Annotated in this window: 20 protein-coding genes and 2 pseudogenes; 4 read left to right on the plus strand and 18 right to left on the minus strand. The window is 33.7% G+C overall.

Annotation, left to right across the window (positions count from 1 at the left end; translation table 11 throughout):
- Positions 1 to 803 precede the first annotated feature (803 nt).
- The 10 genes from RYX56_RS06490 to RYX56_RS06535 form a co-directional block, all read right to left on the minus strand.
- On the minus strand, positions 804 to 1,961 hold the full coding sequence (locus tag RYX56_RS06490; RefSeq protein ID WP_317121239.1) for an ABC transporter permease: 1,158 nt from the start codon (positions 1,959 to 1,961) through the stop codon (positions 804 to 806).
- Positions 1,962 to 1,974: 13 nt separating this feature from the next.
- Positions 1,975 to 2,883, minus strand: coding sequence for a hypothetical protein (locus tag RYX56_RS06495; RefSeq protein WP_317121240.1), 909 nt, complete (start codon positions 2,881 to 2,883; stop codon positions 1,975 to 1,977).
- Positions 2,884 to 2,897: 14 nt separating this feature from the next.
- The gene (locus RYX56_RS06500; RefSeq protein ID WP_317121241.1) at positions 2,898 to 3,860 is read right to left on the minus strand and encodes a peptidase U32 family protein; all 963 of its coding nucleotides are present in this window, start codon (positions 3,858 to 3,860) and stop codon (positions 2,898 to 2,900) included.
- A gap of 10 nt (positions 3,861 to 3,870) precedes the next feature.
- A complete protein-coding gene (locus RYX56_RS06505; RefSeq protein WP_317121242.1) occupies positions 3,871 to 5,031 on the minus strand; it encodes a cysteine desulfurase family protein in 1,161 nt (386 codons plus the stop codon).
- Positions 5,024 to 5,431, minus strand: coding sequence for an iron-sulfur cluster assembly scaffold protein (locus RYX56_RS06510; protein WP_317121243.1), 408 nt, complete (start codon positions 5,429 to 5,431; stop codon positions 5,024 to 5,026). Before RYX56_RS06510 ends, RYX56_RS06505 begins: the two co-directional genes overlap by 8 nt.
- The gene (locus RYX56_RS06515; RefSeq protein ID WP_317121244.1) at positions 5,424 to 6,605 is read right to left on the minus strand and encodes a LuxE/PaaK family acyltransferase; all 1,182 of its coding nucleotides are present in this window, start codon (positions 6,603 to 6,605) and stop codon (positions 5,424 to 5,426) included. Before RYX56_RS06515 ends, RYX56_RS06510 begins: the two co-directional genes overlap by 8 nt.
- Before the next feature lie 13 nt (positions 6,606 to 6,618).
- Positions 6,619 to 6,867, minus strand: a complete 249-nt coding sequence (locus tag RYX56_RS06520) for an acyl carrier protein (protein WP_317121245.1) — start codon at positions 6,865 to 6,867, stop codon at positions 6,619 to 6,621.
- A 5-nt stretch (positions 6,868 to 6,872) separates the two neighbouring features.
- Entirely contained in the window at positions 6,873 to 7,910 is a 1,038-nt protein-coding gene (locus RYX56_RS06525) for a flavin-containing monooxygenase (RefSeq protein WP_317121246.1), read from the minus strand.
- 1 nt (position 7,911) lies between these two features.
- A complete protein-coding gene (locus RYX56_RS06530) occupies positions 7,912 to 8,118 on the minus strand; it encodes a hypothetical protein (RefSeq protein ID WP_317121247.1) in 207 nt (68 codons plus the stop codon).
- 66 nt (positions 8,119 to 8,184) lie between these two features.
- Positions 8,185 to 8,691: a glycine/sarcosine/betaine reductase selenoprotein B family protein gene (locus tag RYX56_RS06535; protein ID WP_317121248.1), complete on the minus strand. Its 507-nt coding sequence runs from the start codon at positions 8,689 to 8,691 to the stop codon at positions 8,185 to 8,187.
- 359 nt (positions 8,692 to 9,050) lie between these two features.
- Here RYX56_RS06535 and RYX56_RS06540 point away from each other — a divergent pair, with 359 nt between their 5' ends.
- A complete protein-coding gene (locus RYX56_RS06540; protein ID WP_317121249.1) occupies positions 9,051 to 9,929 on the plus strand; it encodes a helix-turn-helix domain-containing protein in 879 nt (292 codons plus the stop codon).
- A 302-nt stretch (positions 9,930 to 10,231) separates the two neighbouring features.
- On the opposite strand, the pseudogene RYX56_RS06545 reads toward RYX56_RS06540, so the two are convergent.
- Both RYX56_RS06545 and RYX56_RS06550 read right to left on the minus strand, forming a co-directional pair.
- Positions 10,232 to 10,728 (minus strand): annotated as a pseudogene (locus tag RYX56_RS06545) (ATP-binding protein); the annotation flags it as partial.
- Positions 10,729 to 11,032: 304 nt separating this feature from the next.
- A complete protein-coding gene (locus tag RYX56_RS06550; RefSeq protein WP_317121250.1) occupies positions 11,033 to 11,290 on the minus strand; it encodes a hypothetical protein in 258 nt (85 codons plus the stop codon).
- Positions 11,291 to 11,403: 113 nt separating this feature from the next.
- On the opposite strand from RYX56_RS06550, the gene RYX56_RS06555 reads away from it, so the two are divergent.
- On the plus strand, positions 11,404 to 11,808 hold the full coding sequence (locus RYX56_RS06555; RefSeq protein ID WP_317121251.1) for a hypothetical protein: 405 nt from the start codon (positions 11,404 to 11,406) through the stop codon (positions 11,806 to 11,808).
- Positions 11,809 to 11,976: 168 nt separating this feature from the next.
- On the opposite strand, the gene RYX56_RS06560 is transcribed toward RYX56_RS06555, so the two are convergent.
- The 5 genes and pseudogenes from RYX56_RS06560 to RYX56_RS06580 form a co-directional block, all read right to left on the minus strand.
- Positions 11,977 to 12,138 carry a hypothetical protein gene (locus tag RYX56_RS06560; protein WP_317121252.1) on the minus strand — a complete coding sequence of 54 codons (162 nt, stop codon included), beginning with the start codon at positions 12,136 to 12,138 and terminating at the stop codon, positions 11,977 to 11,979.
- Positions 12,139 to 12,218: 80 nt separating this feature from the next.
- A complete protein-coding gene (locus RYX56_RS06565; RefSeq protein WP_317121253.1) occupies positions 12,219 to 12,833 on the minus strand; it encodes a recombinase family protein in 615 nt (204 codons plus the stop codon).
- A 297-nt stretch (positions 12,834 to 13,130) separates the two neighbouring features.
- Entirely contained in the window at positions 13,131 to 13,505 is a 375-nt protein-coding gene (locus RYX56_RS06570; RefSeq protein ID WP_317121254.1) for a GNAT family N-acetyltransferase, read from the minus strand.
- A gap of 128 nt (positions 13,506 to 13,633) precedes the next feature.
- Positions 13,634 to 14,110 (minus strand): hypothetical protein, encoded by a 477-nt coding sequence (locus RYX56_RS06575; RefSeq protein WP_317121255.1) that lies wholly within the window; start codon positions 14,108 to 14,110, stop codon positions 13,634 to 13,636.
- A gap of 201 nt (positions 14,111 to 14,311) precedes the next feature.
- A pseudogene (locus RYX56_RS06580) lies at positions 14,312 to 14,961 on the minus strand (HAD family hydrolase).
- 139 nt (positions 14,962 to 15,100) lie between these two features.
- On the opposite strand from RYX56_RS06580, the gene RYX56_RS06585 reads away from it, so the two are divergent.
- Complete coding sequence (locus tag RYX56_RS06585; protein ID WP_317121256.1) at positions 15,101 to 15,865, plus strand: DeoR/GlpR family DNA-binding transcription regulator; 765 nt, start codon at positions 15,101 to 15,103, stop codon at positions 15,863 to 15,865.
- A gap of 25 nt (positions 15,866 to 15,890) precedes the next feature.
- On the plus strand, positions 15,891 to 16,406 hold the full coding sequence (locus RYX56_RS06590; protein ID WP_317121257.1) for a GNAT family N-acetyltransferase: 516 nt from the start codon (positions 15,891 to 15,893) through the stop codon (positions 16,404 to 16,406).
- A gap of 579 nt (positions 16,407 to 16,985) precedes the next feature.
- Here RYX56_RS06590 and RYX56_RS06595 read toward each other — a convergent pair.
- Complete coding sequence (locus tag RYX56_RS06595; protein ID WP_317121258.1) at positions 16,986 to 18,209, minus strand: MFS transporter; 1,224 nt, start codon at positions 18,207 to 18,209, stop codon at positions 16,986 to 16,988.
- Positions 18,210 to 18,214 lie beyond the last annotated feature (5 nt).

Consider the following 18,214-nt stretch of genomic DNA (forward strand, 5'->3'; position numbering starts at 1 on the left):
TGTCCCTTCATCCTCATTCAATCACAATACTGATCTTCCCGTTCTTTTTGGAGTGACTAATCAAGAATGGTCGCCTTTCTTCTTCCCTAATAACCTTCTGTTTAGCTGGTCCCTCTAGCCAAATAAACTGATCTAATCCCTCCATCGTGGTTTAGGTAGTTCCTTCCCTTCTTTCAAATAATCACGCATAAGCACCTGAAAACTCTCTGAAAGCTCTGCATGAAATAAAGCAGCTCTCATAATTTGATTACGATCTAATGTAGTAGTATCAAAGACGTCATCTATATACTCCTTGTAGACGTCTGGGTATCGTACAGTAGGTCTATATATCTCAATCCCCTTCTTTCTCTACGATCTTAATTAGTTCCTGACGTCCGTTCTCGGTAAGATAGATGTCTGATCGATTCAAAAGCTTCATTGCTTGCTCTTTACTCATGTAATCACTCTCCTTAATGATTGACGTCTTGTTTTACGTATTAGTGAATGATATGTACAGGGACTTGTCCAATATGAGCACTTCTTTTATTGCTGTAGGATTTGTTTTGGTTACGCATTACTTCGATAAAGAAAAGATCCCTAAGAAATCGATTATTCCGGCCTCGCTATTAATGTTTACCCTTTTAATAATGGTAAACTACATAAAGGATTTATTATAACAACAACGAAAGAGCATGCGAATTCGTATGGTCTTTCGTTGTTGTAGTTCACCCTATGGTCTTAGTTTAAATTATAGTGTACTGCCATTGTTTCTAATTAAATTCACTTAGCCTGCTCCAGCGTCCCCATAGCTTTGCATAATTACCTTATACAGCCACTGCTCTTTTTTCCTTTTTACTCTTAATCGCTTCAAGTTTTAGCTTAAAGAATAAAGTAATTAATATTGCTACTAAACTAATTCCTATCGCTAAAAGAAGGCTTCCTATTTCACTTGTCACACTTAGATCGGTGAACAGTATTTTATATAATCCACTAGCCATATAAGTTGCCGGTAGCCAGTTACTAAGTTCTTGATAAAAATCCGTTAAGAATAACTGAGGTATTAAGGTTCCGGATGTAACCAGTTGGGCAGATAAAAGAAATATATTAACAGCCATTCCCAATTGGTTAAACATTATCAAGAACAATGCAGTTAACAACATAAAGGAAAATAAACCTACTGATTGGAAAAGCCACAAATTTAATAGATTAAAATCATTAATATTCAAATTACTGATTAGAATAATAAAACCTGACACTAAGCCTACTATTATAGCACTAAGGAGATTCACAATAAGCCATGAAATATACAGCTTCCATTTGCAGCAAGGCTTTGTTTTTAGTGCCATTACTGATTGGTTCATAAACATAGCCATAACCATGGTTCCCACAAATGAAGATAATACCACCATAAGAGGTATCATTTTTTCAGCATGCGTCTCAATTGGATTGATATTCTCTACTGTAGAATTCATTCCTGATGAAAGAACTGATAAAGCCTCCTGAGCCTGTTCTAAAGGAACGTCTAAAGCTGTTAACATTTCTCCAGTACTGTTTAACAAAATCATCTTATCAATTGATGCGGTTACCCCTAGCATTATAGGAGTAACAATACTTTCTACCATTAAAGAAGTTGCGTCGTTTGTATAATACTTAATACTAGGCATTTGATTCATTCTTAAGTTAGTTGCAAATTCCTCATCTAAATAGATAATTAGAAATATCTCGTTATTCTGTAAATCCGAAATAGCGCTTTCCAACTGATCGTAATATTGAACCTGAAAATCTATTTGATTTTCTAAGTCAATTAATTCTTTCAAAGCTTCATTTTCACTTAAAAAACCAACTGTTGCTAATTCTGTTCTTTGATGAACCTCACTATAGCTAGTAAGCCAAACGATACCGAATACTAACTGAAATAAGAGCAACGCGCCAATTGCTATAATACTAGTTCTTTGTTTGATGAGATCTACAAATACTTTCATTACTTCTCTCCACCTATGTTAAGACTTTTTTTGAGAATATAACATGGTAATCCTCAACTAACCTATGGTACTCTTGAACTCTTATATCCATAGAAACTGTATTTAAAAGATTAACATTTTCTCCAGAGTTAATAGCATTCTTTCCTAACCATACACTATTACCCAAAAGCTTTAGTGAAGATAGTGAATCTCTAGTTTCTAAAGAAATACGTTTCAATTGATCATCATATCTTTCCCACTTATACAACGCATCTAAATCTAATGGTTTATTACACAGCGCTTGGCAATTACCTACCTCTTCCCCAAAGAGTCTTAAAGCATGGCATGAGCGACTAATAGCTAATAATTGAGCATTTACTACCCCGCTGAGACTTAACCCTTTACTTTGATATATCTCTTTTGTTTTCTCAGCCAGAGTTATGGGGTTGATTTCAACTTCTTTTACATTAAATGAAGTTAATAAATCTATCATGTAATCTGATTCCAAACTACCTTCTTTACTTATCAACTTTATGTTGTCTAACTCATGATCTAAGCTCTTTTCACTCCATGGTGAGTTATGATGACTAAAGTTTAGTAGTTGACCAATTCTGATATCTAATAAGTTACTATCGTCTAACCTTTTCATTTCAAACAACGTACCAAAATCATTTATGATAAACGATGTAATGTTATGTTGATTAATAAATCCACTTATCTTCTCTAATAATTCCTCAGCATGCTTTTGAAAAACAACTGGGATTTCCATGACTAATTTAATATTATTAGTTATTGTATATTCAACCCAATATTCGATATCATCTTGCTGCATAAATTTATGATAGCAACCGGGGTTCCCGATTACGATTTCATCCCACTCTAATTGCAGAACTTCACTTGCTCTAATAGAGGTATCTGAAATTTTTAATTGTTTCTTTTGCAAGTTATCCACCACACTTAGACATATGAATTAGTAACAGGTGTATTTAAGTAAGAACACCTTTTCTTTTCGCAAAACCTTGGCTTCCACATCATATTCCACATCAGATCTTCTTGGTCTAGATCATTATAGATCTGTTTGCTAGTCCTACCCTTTTCAACTTCTGTTATCCAAGTTTTATATATTTGGCAAATCTTTGAAGTGGTTATAGGATTGGGTACTTCTCTTCCTATTAATTTGATATAATTAACACCTGCATCTATTAGCTCTGGAATACTACATAAACTACAATCAGTAGCACCATCTAATACTTGCCCGTTCTCTAAATCAACTCCACTAAATGAATCAGTCACTTTATATCCTGTTCTACACCCTTGCCCTATTTCATTCTCTGTAGGACATTCTTCTAGTCGGCAGTGTCCACATACATTTCCGCCACCAAAATTCCCTGTAACAATCAATTCTAAATTCGTCTTAGAAGAAATATCGTTTATCTCATCTAATGTCATTCCTTGAGGTATCCCTACTCTTTGCACACCCATGCTTTCTAAATAACGATAGTAACCAATATTAGTAGCGGCCATGAAAGTACCTACATCAATCGGGATATTAAAGTCAGCTTGGGATATCCAGTTTAATGTACTAAAGTTTGAAACAGTGATTCTATTCACTCCAGCTTCTACAGCTAATTTAATGTGAAAAAGATAATCTCTTTTCAAAGATTCAGGTACATACTTGCTATTAGCCATAAAGTTTACTTTTACCTTATTTTCCTTACCCATTGCGGTTATCTCATTTAATTCCTCTAAGCTTTCAACTTGAGTAGGTGTGCCATTGACAAATTGGTGCCTGCTGTCAAAAGACAAATTAATCAGTTGCAAGGGCTTTAAACCTAGATGTACTTCATCAACTTTTGCTTCTAACATTTGTTTCATCATAAAAACTGACCTTACTGGTGCGATAAGCTTTAAAGAATTCATGTAGTACTCCTTATATTTTTTGAGTAGATAACGACCTAAGCTGATTCACGACCTTAATGCATGTTTTCGCTGCATATTGTATTTCTTCAATTGAGGTCTGATATCCAAAGCTAAATCTGACAGAACTTTTTATAGTTTGGTCTTCTAAACCTAGTGAAGTTAATACATGAGACTGTTTTGGAGAAGAGCTGCTACAAGCAGAACCGATAGAGATAGAAATACCATGAAGATTTAACATCATCGCTAGGGCCTCTCCTCTTATATGATTAAAAGCAAGATTCAGAGTAGAAGGATAGGACAAATCTAAATTACCGTTTACCGTCCAACTATCAAGAGAGTTGAGATTCTTCAAGAATTCATACCTCAATCGATAAAAATGTTGTGTGATCTCAGCTTCCTTTTTGTGAACTAGTGAGGCCGCTTCCCCTAAACCTACTATTCCAGCTACGTTTTCCGTCCCTGATCTAAAATCAAATTCTTGACCGCCCCCATGGATAAGTGGGAACACACTATTTTTATCAGCAATAAATAGTGCTCCTATCCCTTTAGGACCACCAAATTTATGCGCGGATAAAGAAAGACTATCTAGCTTTAACTCTTTTACTTCAACAGGTAATTTCCCTATTGCTTGGACAGCATCACAATGAAAATGAATCCCTTTCTCTTCACAAACCTCCCCTATTTCTTTTATAGGTTGTAAACTGCCTAACTCATTGTTAATCATCATAATGCTTACCATTACTGTGTTTTCTTGCAAACTATTTTTCAAATCATATACACTAACTACTCCACTTGAATTTATAGGTAATAGAGTTACTTCATAAGCATGTTCTGATTTCAAATAATCACACGCTCTTAACACTGCTGGGTGTTCTATAGAGGAAACTATTATATGTCCTTGTTTTTTTTTCTTGCTTAAGCAATAGCCTTTAATGATTGTTGAGTTGGCTTCTGATCCGCCAGAAGTAAAAATAATTTGGTTTTCCTCTGCCCCTATCAAGGCAGCAACTTTTATTCTAGATGAGGTAATAGCCAATTTTGCTGTTTTACCTAGATTATATAAAGCTGAAGGATTCCCGTAGGAATCCTTTAAAAATGGCATCATTTTAGTTAGTACTGGTCCTCTAAGTGGCGTTGTTGCATTATTATCAAGATAAGCAGTTTTACTCAACCAACTCACCTTCTTCAACTAAGTAATCTGTATTAACCTTAATGTGTTTCCATGGCTCGGATGAATAACTTAGAATATTTACACCTATATCGATACAGTGCATTTGAGAAGGTTCTAATTCTCCTAAAACTTCAGCAACATACTCTTCAGTATAAGCACTAATTTCTTCAAGTGTGCTGCCTTTAATAATCTCAGATAATATACTCGCCGTTGCAATAGAACCTGTACAGCCATAAGCCTGAAATTTAATATCGATAACTTTTTTATTCTTCACGTCTAGATACAAATGAATAGTATCACCACATATAGGATTGCCGATTTCAACGACATAATCTGGTTTTTCCAAAACACCTATATTTCTAGGGTTCATGAAGTGATCACAAATTTTATCATTATACATGTTCTAGTTCACCAGCCATTTTCTTCATTCTTTCCTCATTTTCTTCAATATACTTTTCTAGATTGATTGCACAGCAGCCAACTTCAACACCTGGCAATCTAGAAATATAGTGAAGCATTTGACCAGAACGTCCACAAGTACATGACATATCAGTATGAATATAACCAACATCCTCAGTCAAAATAAAGCCAGGATATGAAGTCGATGTTGGGTCAAAAATAGCTATTACTCCTCTTTCACCAGGCTTCACTTCTTCTAAAACATTCTTTGGATTTCTTATAGAAATATGAACCCAAGGAGGCATATGTTTTTTGTGCTGATCACACTCAATAGCAAGCATGTTAGCTTCAACTAAACCATACATATCTCGTACATTACATTGCTTAACACCTAAGTACTCTTCACAACGATTATTAAACTCTTCTCTAGAAATTTGTTGTCCAGTAAACCTCTTCCAACCACCTAGCGTAACAATAAAACTCTTATTATCAAGCTTTAATTTGATGTTATTGTCCATCAAATATTTTAATAATCTATGAATCAGAAATGGTGGGCCAACAATATGACGAGTATGCATACCTTCCCAATTGTTTAAACGCTCTACAGCTTCTTGGGGATTGAAAGAAACCTTTTTAACAAGGTTTACACTTCCATCAAATAAACCTGCAAATACGTTTAATACTTTAACCATACCCATTTCTGGCATTTCTTCAGTAGGGGGGAATAAAAACAACCCCATTCCTCTAGATGCTTGGAAAAATTCTCTATACAACTTAATAATGCCATCACTAGCATTATCCATTGTTTTCACATCTCTCCTAGATACACTAGGAATTCCACTCGTTCCTGTACTTCTCATCTCAAATTCAATATCCGTCATGTTAGAGGTTAAGAGTAAGTGAGAGTCACACTGTTTAAAAGTCCCAACTGGAATTAATGGGATTTTATTTAAATCATCAAAGCCTTTCACATCTTCAGGAGTTACTCCTTTTTTTGTACATGCATCTCTATAAAAATCATTGTTCTCATAATGATGTTTAAAGTTTTCAGCTATTACTTGGCCTTTTAATTTACATGAAGTTTTATAGGGTAACTTATATAATTCACTAGCACTACCGATCAATGTGTTAACTGGGGATAGACCGGCTTCTCTAATTGCATTTACAAATTCCATTTTCATTCCTCCGTTAGTTTACAATTTTAGATTCTTTTATTGTGTCAACAATATGTTTAATCGTCTTGACTTCCTCAAAAATCGAGTCATCAATATTAATTCCAAATTGTTCCTCCGCTGTCATTACGAGCTCTAAGAGGTCAGCAGAATCTAATCCCAGCTCATCTGTTAAATGACTATCCATCTTAATATCTTCTGGTTTTAATGGTGTATAGCTTGTTATTATTGTTCTGATTTTTTCTAAGATAAACTCGTCGCTCATTTCATTCACCCCATAATTGTTGATAGATATTCAGCATCCTTGTTAACCCCAGTTAAAAGAGCGGACCCTCGTGTGTGCATCCAAGGAAGACCTAAGAAATAAAACCCTTTCTGTTTTGTGACACCACGTTTTTGAATAGGTATTCCTTTTGAGTCAATAACACCCCTTACTTCTAACCAAGGATAACTGTAAACAAAACCTGTAGCCCAGATAATGTTATTGACTGGTAAGTTATCTCCGTCCTCAAAAATTGCTACATTATGAGATCCAGATTTTAATCTTTTTTTCATTTTAATTTTCCCTGCTTTTATGTAGGGTTTGTGCTCTTTTCCGATTACTGGATCATTCTTTTTTAATATTTTTCCAACTGGATGTCTTTCGGTTACTTTGGAGAGTCCTAAAACGTCAAACCACCAAAAAATACTTTTATTAAGGATTTTATGAGGTAAATTCTTGTTCTTATTACCTTCAGCTAAGTAAATATTAAAATCATCACAAAGCTCTGTAGCAATTTGATAGCCCGAATTCCCTGCTCCTACTATCAAAGTAGTCCCATTCACTAACTGCGATTTATTGCGGTATTCATCAGAGTGCAGTTGATTCACACCATCTGAAAAGGACTTACTAAATGTTGGTGTAAATGGCTCTTGAAAAGGACCAGTAGCTACAACTATATTTCGGGTTATAAATTCGCCATTATCAGTTTTTACTTTATAAAGGTTTTCAGCTTCTTTTGAAACCAGTGTTACTGTGGTATCTAATTGAATAGGTATTTCAAATTTTTTGGCATACTCTTTTAAATATGCTGCTACCTCATCTTTAGATGGGTAACCATCTTGTGAACCTTCAAGTGATAGACCTGGAAGGGAACTATATCTTCTGGGAGTAAAGAGTGTTAACGAATCATATCTCCGCTTCCAAGAATCACCTACATTGCGATGTTTATCTAGTAAAATAAATTTTTTTTTATTTCTTTTTAAATAGTATCCAAGAGATAACCCAGCTTGACCTGCTCCAATCACTACAACATCTAGAATGCGCATCTTAACCACTTCCTTCACCTTTCTGTACAACATTAAATAATGTATTGGTCCCGGGTGGCGTTTGTGCAGCAGAAAGAAGTTGGTTTAAAACTTCATATCTAGTGTCATTATCAAAAGGCTCCCCACACGGGCGACCTAATCTAAAAGGAACTTGTAAGCTTCTAGGAATCTTTGCCTTTTCTGCAATGCCTGGAATTAATGTTATCATCACAGTAGCAACATGACTTTCTTCTAAAGCTTGAGCATACAGCCCAAGTACATTATGACACTCACCTCAACCAGGTACTAAAATCGCTAAATCTACTTGATCATTTTTAAGTATTTCAGCAACCTCTGGAGCAGTGATTTCTTCATGCGGCTTATGATTTAAGGTCCCACCATTTAGTCCAATGTTGTATTCAGATACAGTTTTGATTACTTTTCCTTCAAGCGACTTAAGTTGCTCTAAAGGGAAAACTATAGATACATCTGCTTTTGAATGCCGAGTATCATAATAAATATGAGTTACAGCTAAGTGGTCATGTTTAGTCTCTGAAGGGATGATACGATATGTGTGATCACCTTCTAATGTTTCAACATTAAAAGGTTCATCATTTGCTAAATGTACCCCTGCACTTGTTATTAATGCCACTTTCCACTCATTTATAGGTTTATTTAATATCGTTCCGGTGTAACTCTCCCTCTGCTTTGTATTGCTCAACGTAAACTTTCTATAAGATGAAGGCAATAGCTTTGACCATTGAATGGCTACAAAAGATCTTAATCTATAATAAAGCTTCAATTAATTAATCACCTCCATCACATTTACATTCGCATATAGAAATTGTTACGCAATTCAATGATGACTTTATTTTAGTTTTAATGTTCATAAGGCAAGTCATTTAGTGGTAAAGGTAGATCTGCTCCTAGTCCAAATGAATTAAGAGCAAGCACTAGTGCTAATGTAGCAATTGTAAAAAAGTATTTTTTTCTCATGTCTATCCTCCTATCCTTTTGTTAAAATCAGTATATATCAAATATAAAAATACTTATTTTCCTATATAATACAGACTGATGTCAATAAGTCATATACATATGAGGATTTCTTTATTTTTCTGCTTGCAATATGAAAATGTGCATATTGACTTTAGGAGGAACAAAATGAATGATTTTAATATAGGTTTAGCAATAAAAAATATTAGACAAAGATATGGTTTGACCCAACGTGAACTTGCAAATGATATATGTGATCAAACTCTTATTAGTAGGATTGAAAAAGGAGTAGTTATACCATCATCCTTGTTATTAATGAAGATAAGTGAAAGATTAGGGGTAGATGTTAATTACGTAATTAATTTTGCTAAATACAATAATTTTGAATATGTAAATGAAGTCATTCATCAAGTAGAAGTGCTCTTGAAAAATAAATCTTTCCAAGAGTTAAATACTTTTATAAAAGCAGAGAAAGCCAACCCTTACTTTAAGTCGCAAGAAGGGGAACAATACTTATTATGGTTGGAGGGAATTTGTGCATATCACGTAAATGGGGACTCCAACATAGCTGTTAAGCTTTTAAAGGAAGCTTTTTCAAAAAGAGGTACCAGAAAAAAATCTCAGTCAGACTTAGATATTTCAATTATGAATAGTTTATGTGTAATCTATGGCGAGGAAAAGAAATATCCTAACGCTATAAAGATCTATGAAGAATTATACGATGAAATAGATACGCATCCTTCCTTAAACTATAAACTCAAATCTAAAATACTTTATAATTATTCAAAAATATTAATTAATATTGACTCTCTTGCAGCAAGTATTGATGTTTGTAATAAAGGAATTAAAGTGAGCAGGGGAAATGACTCGATATATTTATTAGGTAATTTTTACTATCAATTATCTTTTATTTATTCCTTATTACATAAATACGAAAACTCATTAAAATACATAGAATTAGCTATGGTTATGTTTGAAATAGAGAATCGTGATGATTTTATGAGAATTGCAAAAAAGAAGAAAGAAGAACTTCTTACCCAGTTATGACCATTATGAATTACTATTACTGCTTAATAATAAATGACACTGTTATAAATTCGATCGTTTACCAAAGAAAGGAATTATCCCTTCTATTTTACTTATGTTTATTTTATTGATTATTGGTAATTATCTCCGTACGTTAATTTAGTTGTTTGTTCAAAAGAAGCTGCCCCACTCGAGACAGCTTCTATAAAGACACCTCTATAGAGTAACACCTGACTTTTTAATTATATTCACTAAGTCTTCTCCAAATTCATTTACTTTTGTAGACGTCAAGTCGAATTTTACACTTTTTGCTCGTTTCCTTTTTACACTTCTGCTGAAAAGATACTTTTCTATTTTTCATACGATGACTTTCCTCATTTTCTCCGCCATGTATGACTTCCACACGATGAAGTAACCGATCTAAAATAGCCGTTGTAATGCCTTGATCCCCAATCAAATTCCCCCATTCATCTGGACTTTTATTAGAGGTCAGGATTATCGAACTTCGTTCGTATAAATGGTTAATTAAATGAAAGAATAGGTTCGCTTCTCTCTGACCCATGCCCATGTACATCAAATCATCGATAATCACCAAGTCAGCGCTTCTCATCCGTTTGAGTTGTACTTTTGATTTATTTAGATATTCTTCCGTCTTTAAGAGCTGTACAAGTTCTCCCATTGTAGCGAAGTAGACATTGAAACCTCTGTTAACAGCCTCGAGTCCCAGTCCAATCGTGATGTATGTTTTTCCGATACCAGGAGGACCTAGTAGAATTAAATTGTACTGTTGCTCCAGCCAGCTTAGCTCTCTAGACTGGCTTTTTGCTTGCATCTTACCTTGTAGCAGGAAAGGGTAGGGTGTCCTGCCTGCTAGAAGGTTAGATGCAAAAGGGTTTACTATTCAGGGGGCAAACGGAAAAATACCCCAAAATAAAAAAGCAGCCGAATGGCTGCTTTCCTTTGGTTTATTTTCTTTTAAATTTACTAACTCTGCTTTAGTTCTCTTAGAGACTCTAAGTATTTTTTTAGTGTTTCATTATTACTTTCAAAATAAAGCTCCTCATTACCTTCTTCGACTATTAAAACTGTATTTGTGTCTGTAGGAAACCAAAGTTGAAAGACATCTACGCGTTCTTTATAAATAAATTCAGCTTTATAACTGGTTCTCGTATATCAAGGGTTCCAACATGTCCTTTTGCCGTTTCAAAAGCTTCTTTAATGACTTTAATATCATCGTCTTCAACGGATACAGCGTTCTCTTCATTTTTCAAATCAATAATTCTTACTTCTGTAAGGTTATTACTAAGAGACAGCGATTCTTCATAACCACAAGCTACTAATAAAACAAAAGTTAAAAATATAATAATATTAATTTTTTTCATTTTCAGAAAACCCCTCTAGTTTATTTTTGTTTATAGTATATAATGAAAAAGGAAAATATTACAATTCATCTATACTAAAAGTTAAATCTACTGGAAATGTTCAAGTCGGTGTAATGAAAGATATTGAAGGTGATGTTCCAGAAACCACTAATGAGTTAAAAATACTTGAAGCTTATAAAGGACCTTTTAATTCAGGCGATAGTGTGACTGTAGCTGAAGCATTCTTTTTACAAGATGACCAGTATGTTCAAATTGAGGGTTATACTCCTTTGGTAGAAGAACGTGAATATATCCTCTTTATCGAAGAAGGACTTAAAGATGAAAGTGGCAATCTAGTTTATGGTATTTCGAGCTTAGATTTCGGAAAGTATAGCCAAGAAGGGGAAGTAGCAAGTGTAGATTTTACAACGTTCAATAACGTAAATGAACTATCAAAATATGATTTTATTAAAGAAGATCCCCATCATAACGATCTATATAACGAAAGCAAAAAAGATGTGTTAAGAAAATATTATTAAGAGTAAACGCTTAATTCATATAAGTATTTAAATGAACTACAAATCTATAAATACAATAGATATACCCTATAGCTAAGGAGCTCCTGTACTCCTTAGCTTTTTATATGGGAAATTTCGATTTCTCTTTGTTTATTGATTTTACCAAATCGCTTTTAAAAACTTTCAGTCTTAATGTTCTTTGGTTTCACTCTTTACCATTCGACTCAGCTTTTGCTCGATATCTTTTAGTTGTTTACTTTTCTTTAGAGAAGTACTTATAAACCAAGCTATTAAAAATAAGATAGAAATAGGAAATAATATTGCTATGATTTGATAAATTAAAGATTCCACACCAATTCCTCCTTCCGTATTTAATGAATGAACCCACATACAAATTTTACCACTTAAGAGAGGTAGGATGAAATGGTACCCTACTCCCTTTTCTTTACCTCTCTTTTTATCTTATAAATCGTATTACGAGAAACACCTGTCTCCCGATGAATATCCATAACAGAATGACCAATAGATAACATTTTAACGATTTGGTCATAAACCAATTTATCTGCTCCTTTCGCCCCTTCATGATAACGAACTTTACGACCTGTATATCTCCCTTGTTCTTTTGCTATCTCAATCCCTTCACGCTGCGCTGTGCGAATACGATTTCGTTCTTCTTCAACCATCCAACTTAGCAGCGTTAAGACTAAATTAGAAATTAACTCTCCAACACCTGGTATTTGTCCTTCATTCCTCGTATCAAGAATAGGCATATTGCGAACCACAATATCCGCTCCTTCTTCTCGAATCTCTTCCCATTCTTTCTTTATTTCTTTCGCATTACGTCCCAACCGAGAAAGATCATGAACCACCAACACATCTTTCTCTCGAATTTTGCTTTTCATCTTCTGAAAACCTTCACGATTAAAATCTTTTCCTGATTTCGTATCCTGATAGATGATTTCACAACCAAATTCCTCTAATTCTTTAATCTGTCGAGCTATATTTTGACCCTCAGAACTTACTCTGGCATACCCTATATACGTCATTTCTCTCCCTCATTTCAAATATGAAGTTGTTGAACAACCCAAAATGAACACTCCGACCCATTGTGTCACTTTAGATGTTATTTTGCACTCGTTTTAATCGCTATTTTGCGTTAGGAATAAAAAAAGTTGATCCTTTAAGAACCGACTTTTTCATTTTGTTCGCCCATGCTGAGCGAACAAAAAAAGCATCCCTTGTTGAAGGAATGCTCCCGTTAGCACTTAAGAAACAGTTGTACTTTCTCCAAGAAAACTAACCGTTAGAAGAAGGAAAGCTGTTTTTACAGATAATCTTTAGAATTATATTGTGAATAATTGCTGCCAGTTAATATTTTTGTAACCTATTCTTTCATAAAAAGCGTGTGCTTCTTTTCTCTGTCCACCTGAACGTAATCTGATTTCTTTATACCCACTTTCTTTGGCCCACTCTTCACTTCTTCGCATTAATCTCTCGCCTACTCCTTGTCTTCTTTTATTATTATCAACCACTAATCCCCCAATTTCAGCATATTCAAGTTCAATCAAGTGTTTCCCAAAAACGTAAACCCATCCAGATAGAGTCTCTAAGCCCTCATTAGTCTCAAAAACAAACACAGCATTATCATTATCTTTTATAATCGCTCTAAGCGCTGGGAAATATCTTGCTCGGTAACTGTATAACCTAATTGCAAGCAAATGCGTGTTATCTCCGATAAATCACTTGTATTTGCACTTCTAATAGTCATAGATTCCACCACCCCTTCGTTTTAGTCTTATTGCACTAAAGCACTCCGTTAGTTCAATAAATAATTATAATTTCTATTCTAAAAGGTTAAGGATAATTTTTCATTTACCTTTTCGTTTAAAGCATATCCAATATCAATGCCTATAACTTTATTATCAAAGTGTAGAAAGGATAATTGTAAATCATTATGATGATCAACATATCCTATTAAATAGATGGTTTGTTCTTTGTCTTCATAAATATAATAGTTCTCACCATAGGTTGCTATAACTTCATCAATAGACGAACCTCTTTTTATTCCCATTGCAGTTGAAGATGTATTGTTTTCTTCGAGAATGCTAACTTGTAAAATTTCATTTGTTTCTCTATCAACACTCACAATAATATCTTTATTCCAATATTGGTCGTAGTTTCTTTGTGTGGCATAGTGTTCATTACCTGGATGTTCCTCAAAATTTCCGTGTTTTATTATTAAAGATTTATCGTTGATGGACATACCTACTTTAATATCGTCAATACTTTCATTAGATAAATCCGTAGATTCAACTATCCTCATAGCATTCTCCCTAGTTTCTGAAGTACAAGCTGACATTAGAAATATAATTAAAGTAAAACAAAACAATATCCATATCCGTTTAGCTTCCAATTTTTATAGACCTCACTTTAAGGTTACTTCATTCAAGTGTTCTGTGGTTAATGCAATGAACGATTAAATTTATCAAACAATCACTATCTATTTATTAAAGTAGCTCTTTGTTTAATTAGGTAAAATTGATTGTAGCTCTGTTAAATCATCAATTATTATATCAGCTTGAGAAAGTTCATCTTCTTGAGCAAAATCAAAATTACATCCAATTGAAACTAAACTATTATCTTTTGCTGCATTTATGTCTGAAATCCTATCTCCAACTACCACTCCATTAGTGATATTGTATTTCTTTAAAATCTTTTGCACTAGATCTGATTTATTCAAAGAGTTAATTTCTTGTATACTAAATGATTCCGTAACCCATTTATCCAGCTCGTAATAATTTACGATTGTTTCCAGATAGTCTGTTAATCCATTGCTAGCTATGAATATGGAGAAATCATTATCTTTCAAGTAACTTAATACTTCGATTGCTTTCGGATATAAAGAACCTTTCCCACTTTTTATATGCTCAATCAATCTTTCTAGAAAATAAGCATTAACTTGTTCCCTTTCTTCACCACTATGATTAGGCAATAAAGTTTCCCATACCTTAGGTAAGGTACCCCCATAATTTGACGATATCTTTCAATTGGAGTATCAGTATTCCATTTATTTTTAAGGCGTAAGTCATTGAAAGTATCTTCTAGAGATAATTCTAATATTTTGTTGGTTTGAAATAATGTTCCATCCATATCGAAAATAGCTGTTTTCAAAATAAAGCTCCCCTTGTTAATAGATGTTGATTTTAAATAATATTTGCTATATTATTCAGTGTATAACAAACGAGAATAAAAGAGAATAAAAAATAGCATTACGGTTAAATTAATACAAAAAAGAGATAAAAGGAGAATTGGTGTGCTGATTGAAGAAAGAAGAGATAAAATCCTTCAGTTACTTTATAAACACAAGAGTGTAATGGTTAACGAATTAGCTCAGTCTTTAAACACTTCTGTACATACTATAAGGAACGATTTAAGTTACTTAGAAAAAGAAAATTTACTAAGGAGAACACATGGAGGGGCGATCTTAAATGAGAAGTCTATAAGACGGACATTTCAGTCCTCCGTGCGTTACGGTGAGAGTGATGATTCTCAGCATGCTATAGCAAAAGAAGCTGCTCAACATATAGAAGAGGGAACTACGGTATACATTGGGGGCTCTACTACTCATTATCTTATGTTGCAATATATTAATACTTCCATGAATTTTACAGTCGTAACAAATTCACTCAAAATTGCCATCGAGCTTTCTACTGTTTCTAATATAGACTGCTATATTGTAGGGGGAAAAGTTCCTTATTCAGCAAATACAAATGGGAGTTTGACATTAGAGCTAATGAGACAGTTTAATTTTGATACTTCCTTTATTAACACAGGTATAGATGCTTTTAGTGGCCTCACAACTTCTAATCCAGAAGTTGCTTTAATTCAAAAAGCTATAATTAAACAATCTAAGAGAGTTATATTTTTAGGGAATCACTATAGAGTTGGCATCACATCCTTCTTTAATGTTTGCTCCTTAGAAAAAGTACATACAATTATCTTTGATTCTAATGTTCCTGAAGCTGAAAAAGATAACTATAAGGAAAATCATAAATATATAGAGATAATACAAACCTAGAAAAAATCGTAAAAGGAGAATACCCATGAAGTTAGAAAATAAGATCTTCATAAGAGAATTTGATCAAGAGTCTGGTGATATCTATGAATTAACAAACCTTCTAAATATTGCTTATAAACAATTAGCTGACTTGGGGTTTCAGTATGTTGCTTCTTATCAAGGTCCAGAAACGACAAGGGAAAGAATTTTAGGGGCTAAATGTTTTGTCTGTTATAAAAATAACAAATTAGTGGGAACCATCACATTATATAAACCGGGTATAAAAAAAGGTTGTGATTGGTATGAAGAAAAACCTGTAGGGGTGATTGGACAATTTGGCGTATTACCAGCATATCAAGGAGAAGGGATCGGAACCACCTTATTAGATCATATAGAAAGCCAAGCTAGAAAAATGGATATAAAAGAGATTTCCCTAGATACGGCTGAGGGTGCTACTCACCTTGTAAATTTCTACTGTAAAAGTGGTTTTACATTGGTAGCATATACAGATTGGGAGATGACTAATTACCGAAGTGCAGTCTTCTCAAAAAAGATACACTAAGATAGCTTTATTATTTCTCTAATCATTAATGCTACATAGTAATTGTCTACTACGTATTAAGAAATGACGTTTTCCTTTTTCCCAAAAACTGCACCGTTAGTAGAAAAGCGACTGCTACTTGTTCAGCAATCGCACCCGTTTGTTCAATAAAGAATTATTTGTCTTTTTTTGATCTGCTTTTATTTTTGCAACATCGTAAATCCATAGTAAAGCAAGGAAGATTGCAAACAAATAAGTTATAGTTGTATTACTTAGATCATGAAGAAAATTAACTACTAAAACGATAATCAAATATATTTCTGCAAACAAAAACCTATTATATTTCTTAAACATACAACACTCCATTAAAGCAATCTGTAGTGACTTTCTTCACCTAAAATTAAGTAATAAATTTTTAAACACAGGCCATTAATTTAAACAAAAATTTCCTTTCTAGTGTCACAAAAAAAGCACGTCTATTCTTTAAGGAACGCACCCTTTAGTTGAAGTATACATTTTCACAAACACTCATAAGGCTTATATACCTCCTAAAAAGATTAATCGTCCTTATTAGCTTTAAATAAGTAATTTTTTTCTGAACTAAGAAACTATTCTTTCTCGACTGTTAGTTTCATCAATAAATTTAAAAAATGGCAACAACATTCCTACAACTGAAACAATACTAATCATTAAACCAATTAAAAGATATAAAGGTCTTACACCGAACATTTCACTTATTACACCACCAATAAGCACTCCCAATGGCATGGCCCCTCTTATAATTAACAACCGTACTGAAAATACTTTTCCCATAAGGTGATTTGGTACAGTTTTTTGGCAAATGGTTGTATTATGTACACTAAAAATAGCCATTACGATTCCTCCAATAACTTCTGTTGTTATCGCTAAAGGGATACTATGGTTTAAACAAAGTGCTATGAATGTTAGTCCTCCTATAAAAAGGGAACCAAGCATGAGAAATCTACGACTTTTATATTTTATCTTCGTCACTAATATAGCACCTACTATATATCCAATAGGAAAGCCAGCCATAAAATACCCATATTCTGCATAGGACCCTCCTAATTCTTCTGTTATGTATGGTAGAGTTGTAACCATGGTTACTCCCACTCCAAATTGAACAAAAGCTAAAAAGACCCCTAACCACACAATAATTTTTTGACTGAAGAAAAAAGATATTCCTTCTGAAAAATCAGCTAACCATGTTTTTCGAACTTCTAAATGATTTCTCTGTTCTTGAATAAAAAGTAATGTAAAGCCACTTATCATTAGTAAAGAACTCACAAGAATGAGGGTAAAATGAACACCCGTATATTCGATTACTATTCCAGCTACTAATGGAGATAAAAACGTCATTAGACGGACAGTTCCATCAATGTATGCATTCGCTGTCTGTAATTGCTCTTTTTTTACAATAGTCGGCGTTATTGCATGATTAGCAGGCACATAGAAAGGAGTGACTAAACCAACCACGCACTGAGCAACATAAATATGCCAAACCTCAAGGTTGCCCGATAATAACGCAGCTAATGGAATGATAAATACGAATCCCCTTGTCCATTGTGAAAGGACCATAATCCACTTTCTACTCCAGCGGTCAATATAGGGTCCAATAAATAGTTGAAGAATCAGTGATGGTAAGAAATACAAAAGCCACATACTCCCTAATGCCAGAGTAGAACCTGTAAGTTGGTAAATTAAAATTGAGTTACAAAACGTACCAAAGGCCCCGCCAAGTTCAGATACTCCATTTCCTAACCATGTTGAAACAAACGAACGATTTTTAAATATAGATGTATTCATAAACC

This window comes from Alkalihalophilus lindianensis (genome assembly GCF_032843265.1).
Taxonomy (GTDB): Bacteria; Bacillota; Bacilli; order Bacillales; family Bacillaceae_D; genus Alkalihalophilus; species Alkalihalophilus lindianensis.

Coding starts and splice junctions, on each gene's coding strand:
- RYX56_RS06590 (WP_317121257.1), top strand. CDS start 15,891: ATGAAGTTAGAAAATAAGATCTTCATAAGAGAATTTGATCAAGAGTCT.
- RYX56_RS06550 (WP_317121250.1), bottom strand. CDS start 11,290: ATGAAAAAAATTAATATTATTATATTTTTAACTTTTGTTTTATTAGTA.
- RYX56_RS06555 (WP_317121251.1), top strand. CDS start 11,404: ATGAAAGATATTGAAGGTGATGTTCCAGAAACCACTAATGAGTTAAAA.
- RYX56_RS06520 (WP_317121245.1), bottom strand. CDS start 6,867: ATGAGCGACGAGTTTATCTTAGAAAAAATCAGAACAATAATAACAAGC.
- RYX56_RS06525 (WP_317121246.1), bottom strand. CDS start 7,910: ATGCGCATTCTAGATGTTGTAGTGATTGGAGCAGGTCAAGCTGGGTTA.
- RYX56_RS06595 (WP_317121258.1), bottom strand. CDS start 18,209: ATGAATACATCTATATTTAAAAATCGTTCGTTTGTTTCAACATGGTTA.
- RYX56_RS06530 (WP_317121247.1), bottom strand. CDS start 8,118: ATGATAACATTAATTCCAGGCATTGCAGAAAAGGCAAAGATTCCTAGA.
- RYX56_RS06540 (WP_317121249.1), top strand. CDS start 9,051: ATGAATGATTTTAATATAGGTTTAGCAATAAAAAATATTAGACAAAGA.
- RYX56_RS06490 (WP_317121239.1), bottom strand. CDS start 1,961: ATGAAAGTATTTGTAGATCTCATCAAACAAAGAACTAGTATTATAGCA.
- RYX56_RS06575 (WP_317121255.1), bottom strand. CDS start 14,110: ATGAGGATAGTTGAATCTACGGATTTATCTAATGAAAGTATTGACGAT.
- RYX56_RS06565 (WP_317121253.1), bottom strand. CDS start 12,833: ATGACGTATATAGGGTATGCCAGAGTAAGTTCTGAGGGTCAAAATATA.
- RYX56_RS06500 (WP_317121241.1), bottom strand. CDS start 3,860: ATGAATTCTTTAAAGCTTATCGCACCAGTAAGGTCAGTTTTTATGATG.
- RYX56_RS06510 (WP_317121243.1), bottom strand. CDS start 5,431: ATGTATAATGATAAAATTTGTGATCACTTCATGAACCCTAGAAATATA.
- RYX56_RS06515 (WP_317121244.1), bottom strand. CDS start 6,605: ATGGAATTTGTAAATGCAATTAGAGAAGCCGGTCTATCCCCAGTTAAC.